The sequence below is a fragment of the Lysinibacillus cavernae genome (assembly GCF_009724685.1).
Taxonomy (GTDB): Bacteria; Bacillota; Bacilli; order Bacillales_A; family Planococcaceae; genus Lysinibacillus; species Lysinibacillus cavernae.
Genome location: NZ_WMEF01000001.1, coordinates 254936 through 271522, shown reverse-complemented (window position 1 = coordinate 271522; position 16587 = coordinate 254936). Strand labels below are relative to the sequence as shown.

Annotated in this window: 17 protein-coding genes and 1 other annotated feature; of the genes, 1 reads left to right on the top strand and 16 read right to left on the bottom strand. The window is 37.6% G+C overall.

Annotation, left to right across the window (positions count from 1 at the left end; translation table 11 throughout):
- Positions 1 to 7 precede the first annotated feature (7 nt).
- The 5 genes from pyrR to GJU32_RS01335 all read right to left on the bottom strand — a co-directional run bounded on the left by pyrR (position 8) and on the right by GJU32_RS01335 (position 4277).
- Positions 8 to 556, bottom strand: coding sequence for a bifunctional pyr operon transcriptional regulator/uracil phosphoribosyltransferase PyrR (pyrR, locus tag GJU32_RS01355; RefSeq protein ID WP_155590158.1), 549 nt, complete (start codon positions 554 to 556; stop codon positions 8 to 10).
- A 240-nt stretch (positions 557 to 796) separates the two neighbouring features.
- Positions 797 to 1708, bottom strand: coding sequence for an RluA family pseudouridine synthase (locus GJU32_RS01350; RefSeq protein ID WP_155590157.1), 912 nt, complete (start codon positions 1706 to 1708; stop codon positions 797 to 799).
- Complete coding sequence (gene lspA, locus GJU32_RS01345) at positions 1705 to 2184, bottom strand: signal peptidase II (protein WP_155590156.1); 480 nt, start codon at positions 2182 to 2184, stop codon at positions 1705 to 1707. The genes GJU32_RS01350 and lspA overlap by 4 nt, the downstream gene beginning before the upstream one ends.
- A 165-nt stretch (positions 2185 to 2349) precedes the next feature.
- Positions 2350 to 3918 carry a sodium/solute symporter gene (locus tag GJU32_RS01340; protein WP_155590155.1) on the bottom strand — a complete coding sequence of 523 codons (1569 nt, stop codon included), beginning with the start codon at positions 3916 to 3918 and terminating at the stop codon, positions 2350 to 2352.
- 23 nt (positions 3919 to 3941) lie between these two features.
- Positions 3942 to 4277: a DUF485 domain-containing protein gene (locus GJU32_RS01335; RefSeq protein WP_155590154.1), complete on the bottom strand. Its 336-nt coding sequence runs from the start codon at positions 4275 to 4277 to the stop codon at positions 3942 to 3944.
- Positions 4278 to 4481: 204 nt separating this feature from the next.
- On the opposite strand from GJU32_RS01335, the gene GJU32_RS01330 reads away from it, so the two are divergent.
- Positions 4482 to 5687 carry an AraC family transcriptional regulator gene (locus GJU32_RS01330; protein ID WP_155590153.1) on the top strand — a complete coding sequence of 402 codons (1206 nt, stop codon included), beginning with the start codon at positions 4482 to 4484 and terminating at the stop codon, positions 5685 to 5687.
- A gap of 109 nt (positions 5688 to 5796) precedes the next feature.
- On the opposite strand, the gene ileS is transcribed toward GJU32_RS01330, so the two are convergent.
- From ileS to ftsZ, 11 genes are all read right to left on the bottom strand, one after another.
- Positions 5797 to 8565, bottom strand: a complete 2769-nt coding sequence (gene ileS, locus GJU32_RS01325; protein WP_155590152.1) for an isoleucine--tRNA ligase — start codon at positions 8563 to 8565, stop codon at positions 5797 to 5799.
- A gap of 115 nt (positions 8566 to 8680) precedes the next feature.
- Positions 8681 to 8905, bottom strand: a binding site (T-box leader).
- A 94-nt stretch (positions 8906 to 8999) separates the two neighbouring features.
- The gene (locus GJU32_RS01320) at positions 9000 to 9524 is read right to left on the bottom strand and encodes a DivIVA domain-containing protein (protein WP_155590151.1); all 525 of its coding nucleotides are present in this window, start codon (positions 9522 to 9524) and stop codon (positions 9000 to 9002) included.
- A 95-nt stretch (positions 9525 to 9619) separates the two neighbouring features.
- Complete coding sequence (locus tag GJU32_RS01315; protein WP_155590150.1) at positions 9620 to 10408, bottom strand: YlmH family RNA-binding protein; 789 nt, start codon at positions 10406 to 10408, stop codon at positions 9620 to 9622.
- 375 nt (positions 10409 to 10783) lie between these two features.
- Positions 10784 to 11065, bottom strand: coding sequence for a YggT family protein (locus tag GJU32_RS01310; protein ID WP_155590149.1), 282 nt, complete (start codon positions 11063 to 11065; stop codon positions 10784 to 10786).
- 20 nt (positions 11066 to 11085) lie between these two features.
- A complete protein-coding gene (locus GJU32_RS01305; protein ID WP_155590148.1) occupies positions 11086 to 11586 on the bottom strand; it encodes a cell division protein SepF in 501 nt (166 codons plus the stop codon).
- Positions 11570 to 12274, bottom strand: coding sequence for a YggS family pyridoxal phosphate-dependent enzyme (locus tag GJU32_RS01300; RefSeq protein WP_338016786.1), 705 nt, complete (start codon positions 12272 to 12274; stop codon positions 11570 to 11572). Before GJU32_RS01300 ends, GJU32_RS01305 begins: the two co-directional genes overlap by 17 nt.
- Before the next feature lie 119 nt (positions 12275 to 12393).
- Positions 12394 to 12636, bottom strand: coding sequence for a PRC-barrel domain-containing protein (locus tag GJU32_RS01295; RefSeq protein WP_230874892.1), 243 nt, complete (start codon positions 12634 to 12636; stop codon positions 12394 to 12396).
- Between the two features lie 132 nt (positions 12637 to 12768).
- Positions 12769 to 13542: an RNA polymerase sporulation sigma factor SigG gene (sigG, locus tag GJU32_RS01290; RefSeq protein WP_155590146.1), complete on the bottom strand. Its 774-nt coding sequence runs from the start codon at positions 13540 to 13542 to the stop codon at positions 12769 to 12771.
- A gap of 114 nt (positions 13543 to 13656) precedes the next feature.
- The gene (gene sigE, locus GJU32_RS01285; protein WP_009373518.1) at positions 13657 to 14364 is read right to left on the bottom strand and encodes an RNA polymerase sporulation sigma factor SigE; all 708 of its coding nucleotides are present in this window, start codon (positions 14362 to 14364) and stop codon (positions 13657 to 13659) included.
- Positions 14365 to 14377: 13 nt separating this feature from the next.
- Entirely contained in the window at positions 14378 to 15211 is an 834-nt protein-coding gene (locus tag GJU32_RS01280; protein ID WP_155590145.1) for a sigma-E processing peptidase SpoIIGA, read from the bottom strand.
- Positions 15212 to 15398: 187 nt separating this feature from the next.
- Positions 15399 to 16556 carry a cell division protein FtsZ gene (ftsZ, locus tag GJU32_RS01275; RefSeq protein WP_155590144.1) on the bottom strand — a complete coding sequence of 386 codons (1158 nt, stop codon included), beginning with the start codon at positions 16554 to 16556 and terminating at the stop codon, positions 15399 to 15401.
- Positions 16557 to 16587: the final 31 nt, after the last annotated feature.

The window sequence follows — 16587 nt, the reverse complement described above, 5'->3', positions numbered from 1 at the left end:
CCTCACTTTATTGTTCGTCTTCTTTAAAAATAATGATGCAATCTTCTCCATCTACTTCTTGTAAATTGACAATGATGCGCTCTGAGCCAGAAGTCGGAACATTTTTCCCTACATAGTCTGCTCTAATTGGTAACTCTCGATGTCCTCTATCCACTAGAACGGCTAGTTGAATTTGAGCAGGTCTCCCTAAATCCATAATAGCATCCAATGCTGCACGAACTGTTCGTCCTGTATAAAGTACATCATCCACTAAAATGATCTTTTGATTTTTCACTACGTACTCTATATCAACTTGTTCCACATGTGCTTGTTCATTTTCATGCTTTGTTGTTAAATCGTCTCGGTAAAGCGTAATATCAAGTTCCCCAGTACGAATTGGTTTACCTTCAATTTTTTCAATTCGTTGTGCCAATCGTTTGGCTAGAAAAGCACCTCGTGTTTTAATGCCAACTAAAATACATTCATCGATTCCTTTGTTGCGTTCAATAATTTCATGGGCAATTCGTGTTAATGCTCTTGCCATTGATGGGCCATCTAATAATTCATTTTGTGCCATATCCGTTTCCTCCTCTCTTCAATCTATTGTCGGCCATGTGTCCATAAAAAAACCTCTCGAGGCGAATAGCCTGAGAGGGTTGTATACGTGTTGAAAAAGCATGTTGGAAAAATTTGCAGCACAAATTTTTGCAACACTATCACATGTACCTTCTCAGCCTCTCTGGACTGTCATTAAAGGTGAATATTTAGTTATGTTGTTCATTCACTGACGTTAGTATAGACTTTCTTTTTGATTCCGTCAATGCCTATTTCGTAAATCATTTAATAATTGCTCATAATCAGCAGGAAGTGGTGCTTCAAACTCTAAATATTCTCCCGATGAAGGATGATCGAATCCTAAAGTCGCTGCATGTAAAACTTGTCCGCCAAAGTCAATTGTCTTTTTTGGACCATATTTTGGGTCTCCTACCAGTTGGAAACCGATATAATTCATATGCACACGAATTTGGTGTGTACGTCCCGTTTCTAAACGACATTCTACAAGTGTATAGTCACCAAAACGCTCTACAACTTGGAAGTGTGTGACAGCGTGTTTACCATTATCGACTACAGCTTGTTTTTGACGATCCTTTTGATCTCTACCAATTGGCGCATCAATTGTCCCTTTATCATGTGCAATATGCCCGTGTACAAGTGCAATATATTTACGAGTAACCGTTTTATTAACCAACTGATTCACTAACGATTCATGAGCTGTATCATTTTTAGCAACCATTAATAAGCCTGATGTATCTTTATCGATACGATGGACGATCCCAGGTCGCATAACACCATTAATTCCTGATAAATCCTTACAATGATACATTAATCCATTTACCAATGTACCAGTCAAATGTCCTGGCGCTGGATGAACCACCATGCCCTTTGGTTTATTCACTACAAGGACATCTGCATCCTCATAAACAATATCCAAATCTAAATTTTCTTCAATAACATCCAGTGGTTCAACTTCTGGTACATCAATAGCAACGAAGTCACCAGCTTTCACCTTATATTTTGCTTTTACAACATCGCCGTTTACTGTGATGATACCCTCACTAATCCAGTTACCAATTTGTGAGCGTGACCACTCTGATTGTAAGCTTGAAAGTGCTTTATCAATGCGCTCTCCCTTCTGCTGTTCTTCTATTGTGTATGTTACTTGCGTCATTGTTTCACCTGTTTCTTCTCTTTTTTATCTTCCATAATCAAACCAATCATAAGCACGACAACTGCTATTGTTAATGCAGCATCTGCCACATTAAAAATAGGGAAATCATAATTAATAATTGGAATTAAGACATCTACAAAATCGACTACTTCACCTCTAAATAGACGATCAATAAAGTTTCCTAATGCTCCACCAAGTAACAGCATTAAACCTACTTGAAATACGGGCTTCCCTTTTGCTTCTTTATGATAATAGTAGAGGATAGCACAGATAACAGCAACTGTCACAATACTAAACAACCACATTTGTCCTTCAAGCATTCCCCATGCTGCGCCTCTATTTCGATGAGACAAAATGCCAAACCAAGGGTCCCATACAGCAATACGTTCAGCATATTCCATATTTTTCACAATTAGCCATTTTGTCCATTGGTCCAATAAAACGACAAAAGCAGCTAATCCATAATATTTATACACAGACATTCCTCCGTTCACTCAACATCTTACCTATTCTACCATAACAGCACCATTCACAATAACTATTATCACATCAAAATATGACGGATTCCAAATCCCTTGACTAATATAAAAAAGCTATTCCTATCACTTATCAAGTAATAGAAATAGCCATAATTTATTGTTTTATACTGTTTCAGATTCTTTTGAATGCACCCGCTTCATGAAATCATTCACATCAGCAGGTACTTTACGATCTAGTAATGACACGATAATTACAGACAAGAAACCAACAGGTACTGTCACAATACCTGGAATTTTAAACTGCAAGAAACTTGGTAATGTTCCTGGTAAAAAGATCATCCACATCGACACGCCAAGACCAATTAGTAATCCTGCGATGGCTCCCTTCTCTGTCATACCTCTCCACCAAATACCTAAAATAAATATTGGTGTGAATGTACTTGCTGCTACTGTAAAGGCGAGCGCGACTAAATGACCAATCGATGCATCCTTCACAAGTAATCCCAGTGCCCCATATAAAATGCCTAATAAGACAATAGCCACTTTCCCAGCGACAACACGCTGTTTTTGCGTAATATCTTTTTTCATTATGTTGGCATATAAATCATGAGCTAGCGCACCTGAGCTTGTAATAAAGAGCCCTGAAAGATTTGAGAAAATCGCTGCAAAAGCTCCGGCTATAACTAATCCAAGTAGCCATTTACCGCCTAGCGCAAGAGCTGTAGTAGGAATTACCATGTTATTCCCACCTAGTACTAAATCGCGCATAACCTCTTCACTAGCTGTTCCAGAAATGAAAATAGATCGACCCACAACGCCCAAATAAACAGCTAACAAGAAGAACGTACTGGCAATCCCAATAGCCATAAGCGCCGATTTACGAGCTGCTTTCGCACTTGGATTTGTATAAAAACGTAATAATATATGCGGAAGTCCAATTGTTCCCAAGGCTAAACCAATGGTCATACTAATAGTTTGCCAAAATGTCGGAAAATAGAAGCCTGTGCCTGTCCAAGCAGCACCATCAAAATTTACATCCTTGCCATCTAAGGCATACGGTGAAGTACCTGTGATAGGCCCACTAAATGAATTAATGGCAGCAAGAATTTTATCATAATGTAAACCACTATAAACCGCGGCAATTAACATCACAACAAAGGCTCCAAGACGAATCCACAGCTCTAAAGCTTGGTTGATCGTTGTGCCTTTCATTCCACCAATTCCTACATAGAAAATCATTACAACACAAGTAAAGATAATGCCAAATTCATAAGAAGTGCCAAAAAACATACTTAAAATCTGTGCAGCACCTAATAATTGAGGAGCCGCATAAAAGCCTGAAATGGCTAAAACTACAGCAACTGCTACTAATCGAGCTCTTCTACTATGAAAACGATAAGCTAAAAAATCAGCAACTGTAAATGCGCCAAAACGTCTTAAAGGCCCAGCTACGAATATTGCTAATAATGTTAAACCAATCGAGAAACAGAAAGCATAATAAGCACCATCATAGCCTAGTTGAAAGGTTAAACCAGCGATACCAAGGAATGTTGCTGCACTTAAATAATCCCCACCAATGGCAGAACCATTCGTAAACCATCCGAAGCTTCGACCTCCCACAAAGAAGTCCGATGCTGTTGCATTTCTTTTTGTTAAATACGTAATGTATACAATCGTTCCCATTAAAGCAATGGTCATTAACATCTTTGGTTCTAAAAGAGCTTCCATCATTCAACATTTCCCCCTTTGTCCAACTACTTATTTGCAATATCGTATTTTTTTAGGCGTTTTTCATACATGGCAGTATGCACATAAGCAATAATAAATGCCATAGCCATCATCACAATCGTTGTCACAAACCACGTTACTGTTATACCACCCCAAATTTTCTTAAATGCAAATTCTGGAGCAAACCAATTCATAACAGGGATACTAAAAATCAAAATAAAGTAAAATACCGATAAGCCTAAGCCTGTTGTAAATTCATCTTTCATAATTTTGTTCGTTGCTGCATCTAGAGGTGGTAGATCTTTCACATCAATTGTTCCTGCCTCTACATAGTCATAATCATGACTGCCTACTTCCGCCATAAGCTAACTCCCCCTTTTTCTTATCAGTAAATAATTATCTGAAATTTCTAATTATTATTCACTACGATTATTTTATTCTATTTCAACTTCAATATAGATATAAAATATTGCTGTATTAGTACAAAAAAATGCTATTTTAAGGTAAAATATTTCTATCTTTATTATTCGTAGGGGGATGGTAGTATTTTGAAGGTGGTATGGTATATGGAAAGCTCATTTAACAAACAACAAATGCGTGACTGGTTGAAAGAGGTTTTACCAAATGCTTTAGAGGAAAGTAAAGTACCAAAACCAAAAGATGAGATCATTATTTTCTATGAAGTAAATCGGTTATTTGACTGGGTTAAGGTTAATCGATTAAAAAGAAATTATCCTAATAGTATAATTGTCCCAATTGTTACAGAACACCTCACCTACTCGACTGGTATAGCAATTGAGTTATTTTTGCCCGCTCTTCTCATAAAACCATTACAAAAATCAAAATTTTTAAGAATTGTAAAAAAGCTGTACACATCCTATCAGGAAAAAAAAGCTAGTACACTCACAATGCTTGAGCTATCGCAACAAGTATCCCAACATCATACCTCACCGTTCAGGGAAGCTTTTTTAAAACGTCTTATACGTGGAGAAATTGACGATGAACAAGAAATTATACAATCTGCGTCATTTTTATCAACAAACTGTATTCCTAATATTGTGTTCTTAATTCAGGGCTATATCGATGGAAATGATAAGATGGCTATTCCACATGATGCGAGTAGTATCATTACACATGTTTTTCGCCAACATTTTGCCGATAAAGCACCATTGTCCTTTTTACATTTTGAACGCTACTTACTACTTCTCATGCGAATTCCGAGTGGGTACAACTCTTTCAAGCATTGGTCAGAGGGAGAAACTTGGCTATCGGAGGCCATCGAGACACTAAAAAAAGACTATTGTATCCATCTTTTTATGGGGGTTGGTGGTGTATTTCAAGACACTATGCAAGTAAAAGAGTCCTATAGTCAAGCTCGTAAAGCACGTAGAAAACCACCTATCGATAACATTCATATAAGATATTACGAAGATTTAACGAAGCATGCGCAACTTCAAAAAGCCATTCATTATATTGAAGAGCATTATGACGAGCAAATTACAATTAGTGATGTTGCAAAATATATAAACTTTAGCCCGACACATTTTAGTAGGCTATTTAAAAAAGAGACTGGTCGCAATTTTGTTGACTATGTTGCTTTTACTCGCATCATCAAAACTTTACCCTTTTTACGAAAGTTCGATTATACCATAGAAAAAATCTCCTCCACCTGTGGATTCAACACACCTAATTATTACAGTCTCACTTTTAAAAAATATGTAGGAATCTCACCAACAGACTACCGCAATACGAAAGAAATTGTATTTAAATAGTTTTATCTAATAGAATCTGCAAAGCCCCCATGAAAAAAGCAAGTCCCCTTAAAGGAGACTTGCTTTTCACCTACATAGAAGGTAGATTCTTGTTATTCATAGGAATCACTTAAGCGTAATATTTTTCTACAACTTCTGCACAGCGCGCACAAACAGTTGGATGTTCCTCATTTGCACCAACTGTTTCAGAAATTGACCAGCAACGCTCACATTTCTCGCCTGTTGCTTTCTCTACAACAATTGAAACATGCTCAAGTGCCAAAGCATCGGCTGGCGCTTCATCTATTGTAGCTACCTCAAAAGCAGAAACAATGGAAAGTTGTGCAAAGTCAATGTTCGCATCGTTCAATAATGCTACAACATCCTCTTTCGCATATACTGTCACTTTTGCCTCAAGTGATTTACCAATTGTTTTAGCATTACGAGCTTCCTCTAATGCTTTTAAGATATCATCTCGTACATCAATAATTTTTTCCCATTTTGTACGAAGGCTTTCAAAATTCGCTTGTTCATCTACTGAAGGGAAGTCAGTTAATTGAACAGAAACTTCCTCTACTATACTTTGAGCATGTAAGTAAGACCACATCTCATCTGTTGTATGAGGGATAATTGGTGTCATAATTTTAACCAATGTCATTAATGTATCGTAAATGACCGTTTGCATAGCACGGCGGTCTTTATTGTCATGACCTTCGATATAGACAACATCTTTTGCAATATCTAAATAGAATGAAGAAAGCTCTACAGCTACAAAATTATTGACTACATGATAGACAGCAGCAAAATCATAACGATCATACGCAGCACGTACAGTTTTTAAAACATCCTGTAAGCGCATATACACGTATTGGTCCATTTCGCGAAGTTCTGCGTAGGCTACACGATCTTTCATAGGATCGAAATCAGCAATATTGCCGTGTAAGAAACGGAACGTATTACGAATTTTACGATATACTTCTGATACTTGCTTTAACATATCCATAGAAATTCGCACATCAGCTGTATAGTCAACAGAAGCAACCCATAGACGAAGAATATCTGCTCCATACTGATCCATTACTTTTTGTGGAATAATCACATTACCTAATGATTTACTCATTTTACGTCCTTCACCATCAAGAACGAAACCATGTGTTAAAAGTCCTTTATATGGTGCATAGCCGTTAATAGCTACAGATGTAATAAGAGATGAGTTAAACCAACCACGGTGTTGGTCAGAGCCTTCTAAATACAGATCAGCTGGATACTTCATGCCTCGTTCTACAAGTACGCCTTGGTGTGATGAACCTGAGTCGAACCATACGTCCATAATATCATTTTCTTTTGTGAATTCACCGTTCGGGCTACCTGGATGTGTAAAGCCTTCTGGTAATAATTCTTTTGCTGTTCTTTGGAACCAAATATTTGACCCATTCTCACGGAATAATGCTGAGATGTGACTAATTGTTTCAGGTGTAATAATTGGTTCACCATTTTCTGCATAGAAAATTGGAATTGGCACACCCCATGCACGTTGGCGTGAAATTACCCAATCACCTCGGTCACGAATCATATTATAAAGACGAGTTTCTCCCCAAGCTGGTGTAAATGTTGTTGCTTTAACAGCCTCTAACAACTCACTACGGAATGCTTCAACTGATGCAAACCATTGTGGTGTCGCACGATAAATAACAGGTTTTTTTGTGCGCCAGTCATGTGGGTATGAGTGCGTAAAGAAATCAAGCTTTTCTAATGCTTCTACTTCTTTTAGTTTTTCTGTTACTAGTTTATTGGCATCATTATAAAATATGCCTTCAAAGCCAGGTGCTTCATCTGTATAGCAACCACTATTATCAAGAGGGCTAAGAATGCCTAAGCCATATTGTTTACCGATATGATAATCGTCTTCCCCGTGTCCAGGTGCCGTATGAACACAGCCTGTACCCGCTTCAGCTGTTACGTGTTCACCAACCATAATAAGAGATTCACGATCATAGAATGGGTGTTGAGCTACAACACGATCCAGTGCCTCACCTTTTACTTCCTGTACAACCTCATAGTCTTCCCATCCTAGGGCATTTGCTACTGACTCTAATAATTCTTTCGCAATGATGAATTTTTTATTTGCCACTGCAACTACTACGTACATAAATTCAGGGTTTAAAGAAATCCCTAAGTTTGCTGGTAATGTCCAAGGTGTTGTTGTCCAAATGATAAATTTAGCATCTGCTGGAACAACGCCTTTTGCATCTTTAATAGCAAAGCTTACATAAATGGATGGTGATTTGATGTCTTTATATTCAATTTCAGCTTCTGCAAGAGCCGATTCAGAAGATGGCGACCAATAAACAGGTTTTAATCCCTTATAAATATATCCTTTTTCTGCCATTTTACCGAACACTTCAATTTGACGTGCTTCAAATTCAGGCTTCAATGTAATATAAGGATTTTCCCAATCACCTCGAATGCCTAGACGACGGAATTGAGAACGTTGATTGTCAATTTGTTCATACGCATACTCTTCACAAAGTTGACGGAATGCAGCTACTGACATTTCTTTACGTTTTACACCTTTGTTTGTCAATGCTTGCTCAATTGGTAATCCGTGTGTATCCCAGCCTGGAATATAATTAACATGGTAGCCAGTCATTGAACGATGTCGTGTAATCATATCCTTTAATACTTTATTTAATGCATGCCCGATGTGGATATCACCATTTGCATATGGAGGACCATCATGTAGGACAAATTCTGGACGGTTTTCAGTACGTTCCATCTGTAATTTGTTAATATCCACGCCATTCCATTTTTCTTGCATCTTCGGCTCATTTGCCGGTAGATTTCCACGCATTGGGAAATCTGTTTTTGGCATTAATAAAGTATCTTTGTATTCAACCATTAAAATTCCTCCCTTATTTTACACAAACAGCATGTAGACTCTCTTCTCATAGGACAGTTATTGGCAAACTCAACTAAAACGATTCGCTGACAAACAAAAAAAGCCCTCAATCCCACTAAGGGACGAGAAGCTTCTACTCGCGGTACCACCCTACTTGTAGCACAATTTAGCTTGCGCTACCACTTAAAAGCACATTAACGCCGTGCATCGCGAAATAACTTACTTTTTTCAGTTATTTAGCTCAGAAGTGATGTTCAATGTTAGTTGCTTGTTTGGGCTTCCACTATCCCCAAATCGCTTCACCACGCCTAACAAATACTGTCTTCGTCTCTGCTTATATGCATATCTGTTCAAAATAATTACTATTACAAAGTATATGGAATTCAAACAATCGCGTCAAGTTTCATTTAAGGTTGTTCACAGCAAAATGAAAGTTAAATTTCTTCGGATTCCTGTGCTTCCTCGACAGATGATTGAATTTCTGTTAAATCAATATCATACTGAAGCAAATGATCCCAGTCATCTGCATTAAGTAAATCAAGCTGTGCCTCTACAAGCATCTTGAAACGGTTACGGAATACCTTAGATTGCTTTTTTAGCTCATCAATTTCAATTGTCACCTTACGAGCTTTCGTTAAAGCTTCATTGACAATTCGATCAGCATTTTTCTCAGCCTCTTTCACAATGAGCTTTGCCTCTTTTTGTGAATTTCTTCGCACCTCATCGGCAGCTTCTTGTGCAACTACAATGGACTTCTGCAATGTTTCTTCCAAGGAGTTGAAATGCCTTGCTTGTTCTAAGGACATCTCTAATTGCTTATCGACTTCTTTTTTTTCACGCAACAAAATTTCGTAGTCTTTAATGATCTGATCTAAAAATTCATTTACTTCATCTTCAGCATAACCTCTGAAGGCTTTTGTAAACTCCTTATTATGTATATCAATAGGTGATAATGGCATACAATCCTTCTCTCCTTTACATGTACATTCGTATCTCCTATTATACAATTGTTCCGTCAACTTAGCAGTAAAAATTAATGAAATTTAATTCACTTTCAGCTTTTTTGGGCCAAACGACCGACTTGTAGACGAATTTTATCCTTTTTTGTACGGCCTTCTGTCATAATTATTTTCACTCGACCGCTTCCTCGTATCGATAAAATATCTCCCTCTTGTAATTCAAAAGCAACTGTATCCCGCTCTGTCCAATTAACACGGACTTTATTGCCAGTAATTAAAGCTTGGGCCCTTTGACGCGACACTTTTAAAACGGTCGCAATAATCACATCTAAACGCATGGAAGAAACAGTGTGTGATTCCTCAAACCATTCTTCTTCATTAACTAGGAGTGGCTCATTTTCTTTTAGGGATTCGACATGCACCTTAACTTTACCAATACCTGTCAAATGCATCCTTACATAATCTGCCACCTCCTGAGCTACTACAAATTGTAGTTGATGCTCATTGACACGAATATCACCGAACTTACCACGATTTAAGCCTAATGATAACAACGCACCTAAAACATCTGGATGTCGTAGTTGAACAAATTTTACAGGATAGTGAATTGTAAATGCCGTCAGCTGAAAGTCTTCCTCTGTCGCTTCATAGTAAGCAGGAAAAATGAGCATACGCTGTCTCTCTGCCACATCAAATAAACCTGCACATGCTGTTTTTAAGGTATAATCTTGTCCGATAATAGAAGACACAATAAAACGTTGTCTCGGATCAAGAAAATCTGTCAGCTTAGGCGCATAGCGATCTTCAACTTCACGCTGCAAGCTTATAACCTGCTCAATAAAAGGTTGTTCATCTTTTCGAAAATGCTGGATTAAGTGTTCCATCTTGTTGTCTCCTCTTTCATTAGTTCCTATTTGCTTTGTTGCTTGGATGAACATAGTATTCCCAATCAATGACGCCGCAGCATCATTGCGTCCAAATTTTTTCGAGCTGATGAGTTGAACTTAACCTAAAACCACCACATTTGTGACAACGGTTAACTAATCTGCATCTACCTCTCTTTAAAATTGGCTACATCCGCCGGTGGGTTTGGACATGATGTTGATCACACCAGCGTTGCAACAGGCATTGAAACACCCGTTGAAAAAGGCTAAACAAACATTCATATCCCCTCCTACAGTGGAGGAAATCTTCTGAACCGAAAGCATAGCGGAATCAAGATAAATAAAAAATCCCCACCAAAGCGTGAGGATTTACTTCTAAACTAACATAAAGTATATTTTCTGAATGACTATATAAAGCCCTCGTTCTATAAAATTCAGCATGAAGATGGCCACAATTGGTGAAATATCAATCATACCAAGAGGCGGAATAAACTTTCTGAAAATCCCCAAATATGGTTCACATACTTTTTCAAGCATTCGACCAATAGCTGAATTTTGAGCGGCAGGCACCCAAGACATTAAGATATATGCAATTAGCATAAATGAATAAATCTTAAATGCTAATGATACATAACCAAGTATTATAAAAAAAGTCATATAAACTACAATCCTCGCTATTAATTATCGTCTAAAATAAAGTTTGTAATTTCACCAGTTACTTCTACATTATCTGGCGTGCAAAGGAAAATATCTTTACCAATACGTTGGATATCCCCTGCAAGTGCGTAAACTGTCCCACTTAAAAAATCAATAATGCGTTTTCCTTGCTCTCGTTCAATACGCTGTAAATTGACGATTGCTGCACGCTTATTTTTTAAATGCTCTGCAATATCTTGTGCTTCTGCATAGACTCTAGGCTCTATCAAGACCACTTTTGCTCCTTTAGAACTCATAGCTGCCTGCAAACTAACAATGTTGTTAGGAGTTGCTGCTGTACTTTGTGGCACAATTTCATGAATAGCTGCCTTACGTTCTTTAATCGTTTTTTTAGGCTTTACGGAATGAATCGGTTGCTGTTGTTGTATGGGTTGTTGCTGCTGAATAGGAGCTTGCGTGATTTCTTCTTCTAATTCTTCTTCAAGGTAAAAGAAGTTTTTAATTTTATTTTTCATGCTCATCCTGTTCCCCTCTTTCATTTCCAACAAGAGCCGTTCCGACTCGAACAAAAGTAGCCCCTTCCTCTACCGCAATTTCAAAGTCATTAGACATGCCCATTGATAACTCGGTACAAGGTGCGTGTGCGAATCCTTGCTCGGCTATTTGCTGTTGACATTGTTTTAATTGCTTGAAAACAGAGCGAATACTAGCTTCGTCTTCTGTATTTGGTGCCATTGTCATTAAACCTACAACTTGAATCATTGTAAAACTTTTTAATGCTTCTACAAACGGTAAAACTTCTTCAATCGTTAAACCATGTTTTGATTCTTCACCTGACACGTTTACTTGTACAAAACATTTAACAGGTTTTTCTGCTCTTTTTTCAATTTCTTCTGCCAAACTCAAACGATCCAAGGAATGCAAATAATCAATGTAGTTAATCACTTGCTTTACTTTCCGCGTTTGAAGTGACCCGATATAATGCCAATGTACATTAGCTTGAATCTCTGAAATTTTACGATTTAAGCCTTCAGGTCTATTTTCTCCTAAATGAATGAGCCCGGCATCAATTGCTTCTTGCGTTCTTTCAACAGAAACTTCTTTTGTCACGGCAATTATTTGAACATCGTTGCCCTCACGATTGGCTTTTTTTTCTGCTGCTGTTATTAAATCATGTAGTTTGTTTAAATTTGTTAAGATTTTTGTCACTGTTTTTCCCAACTTTACAACAATAGTTTCTTTTATTGTAACAAGCAATGCTTGATTTATCAATGAATAGCCTGACCTATGTCAGCGTACATTCACCTCAAATTTATTGATCTTATGTCTTATGAAAGTGCTTTGACTAAAATGACGTCCTTGCCAACGACAAGTACATCTTTCATATACACTTTTCTTACAGACTCTTCCCCTTTAAAAAAACCAAGATATTTACGCGGCTCTGCAATCAAAAAAGCTGTAACATAGCCCGTTTCTTTTGATACTTCGGCATCTATCACAAATCCTATAAATCGCCCATTCCCTGCTTCTATTACTTCTTTTTGCTGTAACATCGAAAAACGCAATGTCATACCTCCTCTATCTATTACTTTAGTGCATCCATCCATTTCTATCATCAAACTTTGCTGTCACTTTATATTTATGTATCACTTGTTCATTGAATGAAGATAAAATGCGCACCGAATAATCCGATGCGCACTTTTTTATTTGTAATCTTTTTGCATTGTTTCAATTGCATTTTTTTCAAGACGTGAAATTTGCGCTTGAGATATCCCTAATTCCTTAGCAATTTCAGTTTGGGTCTCTCCATAATAAAAGCGTTTAGCAACGATCATTTGCTGACGTTCATCTAACTTTTGCAAGCTTTCCTTTACCGACACGTAGGCAACCCATTGATCCTCTGATACATCATCATCACGTAATTGGTCCATCATATAAACAGCGTCTCCACCATCTGAATAAATGGGCTCTTGTAATGAAACTGGGTCTTGAATGGCATCTAAAGCAAATAAAACATCTTCTTTTTTCATGTCAATCATATCTGCAATTTCTTCAATCGTTGGCTCTCGCAAATTCTCGGTTATCCATTGCTCTTTCGCCTGCATTGCCTTATATGCTATATCTCTTAGAGAGCGAGATACACGTAAAGCATGATGATCACGCAGATGGCGACGAATTTCACCAATGATCATTGGTACAGCATATGTCGAAAATCGTACATTATGCTTTAAATCAAAATGATCAATGGCTTTCATGAGGCCAATACAGCCTACTTGAAATAAATCATCTGCCTGTTCACCCCGATAGGCAAATCTACCGACAATACTAAGCACTAACCTTAAATTGCACATCACAAGCTCTTCTCTGATCTCAGTTTCTCCAGCTTGCAAACGGATGAAGAGTTCCTTCATTTCCTCGTGCTTTAATATTGGCAAAGTCGATGTATCTAAGCCGCAAAGATCTACTTTTGTTCGCATATTCGATTCCTCCGGATGTTATTCTCTGACTAAACCGTGACATCAGTTTGTCCGAGAGAAACAAGAATATGCAAAAAAGCTGCGACCAATTTTAGGTAGGTTAAATTTCCCTTTCTACGATATTGGTTGATTTAAATTTTCACGTAAATCTTGAATAATTTTCTTTTCTAATCGAGAAATATATGATTGCGATATGCCCAAATGATCCGCAACTTCTTTTTGTGTCATTTCCACTTTTCCATTGAGACCAAAACGACACTCCATAATATATCGCTCACGCGCACCTAGTAAATTAATAGCATGGAACATATGCTGACGTTCAATTTTCTTCTCCACATTATCTAGAATAATATGCTCTTCTGTTCCTAAAATATCTGACAGTAATAATTCATTTCCATCTGCATCAGAGTTTAGTGGTTCATCTAAAGAAACTTCACCCTTCATACGACTTGTTTTTCGTAAATGCATTAAAATTTCATTTTCAATGCAGCGTGATGCATATGTTGCAAGTTTAATATTTTTATCCGTATTGAACGTTTCAATCGCTTTTATTAAACCAATGGAGCCAATGCTGATTAAATCTTCAATTGGCGTTCCCGTATTATCAAAACGTCTAGCAATATAAACAACAAGACGTAAATTACGTTCAATTAGTGTGTCTCTAGCTCGTAAATCACCGTTCATAAAGGATGCAATGACTGTAACTTCTTCTTCTCGACTTAATGGCACTGGCAATGAATCATTTCCCCCTATATAGTACGTTTCACGACTCCGAAACTTACTCCATAATTTTTTCAAGCTAGCAAGTAGCCTAAGAAGCAATAGTTCTCCCCCTCTATGAGTTATTTGAAAGCGCTGAAAAATGTAAAATTGCTGCTGTGCTATGCGGAAAATTTTTAGCTTTTTTTGTTAAAACGATATATTCATTCTTTTTCACTTGTGAAGGCTCCCCCTTTATATGCCACTCATCAAAGCGAAAACCAAGTACAACCGTTTGCTGCTGTACTGTATTGACATGAATAAATCGTATATAACGCTGAAAATCCTCTGAAAACATAGAAACATTGTACGGATCTTTTTCTTGCCATTCTATTAATGATTTACAGAACACTGTAGGTAAATGTGGTCGCAAAGCTGAATAAGAAACAAAATGCACAGGCTTTCCTGATAATGGCTCAATGGCTTGATTTCCAGTATCAACAAAGGCAGAAAGCGGTATTGTTGCGCCAAAAATTGATAAAGTTGTTTCAAATACAAACTGACCACTTAAACGCTCTAGCTTTACAAAACCCCATTGCTTATAAAACAAAACGAGATTTAAAACTGCAAGTAAAAAGCAAATCATTATAAAATGGGTAACAGAAAGATTTTTTAAAAAAGGTTGTAGTGCTGTTAACAATCCGCCAATAACGATCGTTGCTGTTAACACAATAGGTCCTTGTTTTTGAAAGCTTCGAATCTTGAAGTGAAAAGCAATACCAATTAGCAAAATAAAACTAAGCACCGTCGTCCACAGCATTTGACCACCAATGACAGCTACTAAACTACTACAAAATGAACTCATTAATAATCTTGAATTCTTCACAAAGACCCCTGTTACTTTTGCTGTAAACGTGAGTATCGCTAGATTAAAAAGTGTATTAATGAGCACCAGCCATTCTCCATACATAACAGCCGCCTCCTACTAACAAAGTTAGCACGTTACTCCCACAAATATTGTCAAACAATCGCATCATTTCCTGAAAATGTTTTGACAAAAAACATGGTTTCCTTACACATTTGAACATCATATAAATATAAAAAGCTCGTACCCTACATATGTAGAATACGAGCTTTCTAGAAGTTTTATGCTTGTTTTATCCGCGATTTTTGCGATTACGTAAAAATGCTGGGACTTCAAGCATGTCATCCTGTGCATAATGTTGTTGATTTTGACGTGGCTGCTCTTGTTGTACATGCGTTTCTTGTCGTTGTTCACGAATTGGCGCCTGTTGTTGTTGAGCAGATTGTCTGTTCATGTTGAGTGTCGGTTTTGCTGTAGTACGTTGTTGATGTAAAGCTTCCTCTGTGAAGCCAGTCGCAATAACTGTAACAATGATTTCATCTTTAAGATTTTCATTAATAACAGAACCAAAAATCATATTTACTTCTTCATCTGATGCTGAAGCTACGATATCTGCAGCTTCTTGTACTTCAAATAAACTAAGATTTGAACCACCTGTGATGTTCATTAGGACACCTTTAGCACCGTCGATTGATGATTCAAGCAATGGACTTGAAATGGCTTTCTTTGCAGCTTCAGAAGCTCGATTTTCGCCTGTTGCGATACCAATCCCCATTAATGCTGAACCTTTGTTAGACATAATCGTTTTCACATCAGCAAAGTCTAAGTTAATAAGACCAGGTGTTGCAATCAAGTCAGAAATACCTTGTACACCTTGACGTAAAACATTATCAGCTTCTCGGAATGCTTCTAACATTGGCGTTGATTTATCCACAATTTGTAATAGCTTGTCGTTTGGAATCACAATCAGTGTATCTACCGCTTCCTTCATACCACCAATTCCACCGATTGCTTGTGTTTGACGCTTACGTCCCTCAAAAGTAAACGGGCGTGTGACAACCCCTACTGTAAGGGATCCCAATTCACGTGCAATTTGTGCAATCACTGGTGCTGCACCAGTGCCCGTTCCACCACCCATACCGGCTGTCACGAATACCATATCTGCACCACGAAGAACTTCTTCTAGCTGTTCTCTGCTCTCTTCTGCAGCTTTTTTTCCAACTTCTGGATTTGCACCTGCACCTAGTCCACGCGTTAATTTAGCACCAATTTGTAGCTTTATTTCCGCTTTAGATAAGTTTAATGCTTGTGCATCTGTGTTCACTGCGATAAAGTCAACACCTTGTACACCATGTTCTATCATTCGATTGACAGCGTTGTTACCGCCGCCACCAACACCTATGACCTTTATTACTGCAAGTTCATCAACACTTGTATCAAATTCTAACATCTCTTTTTCCTCCCACGGTAACTCGACTCTG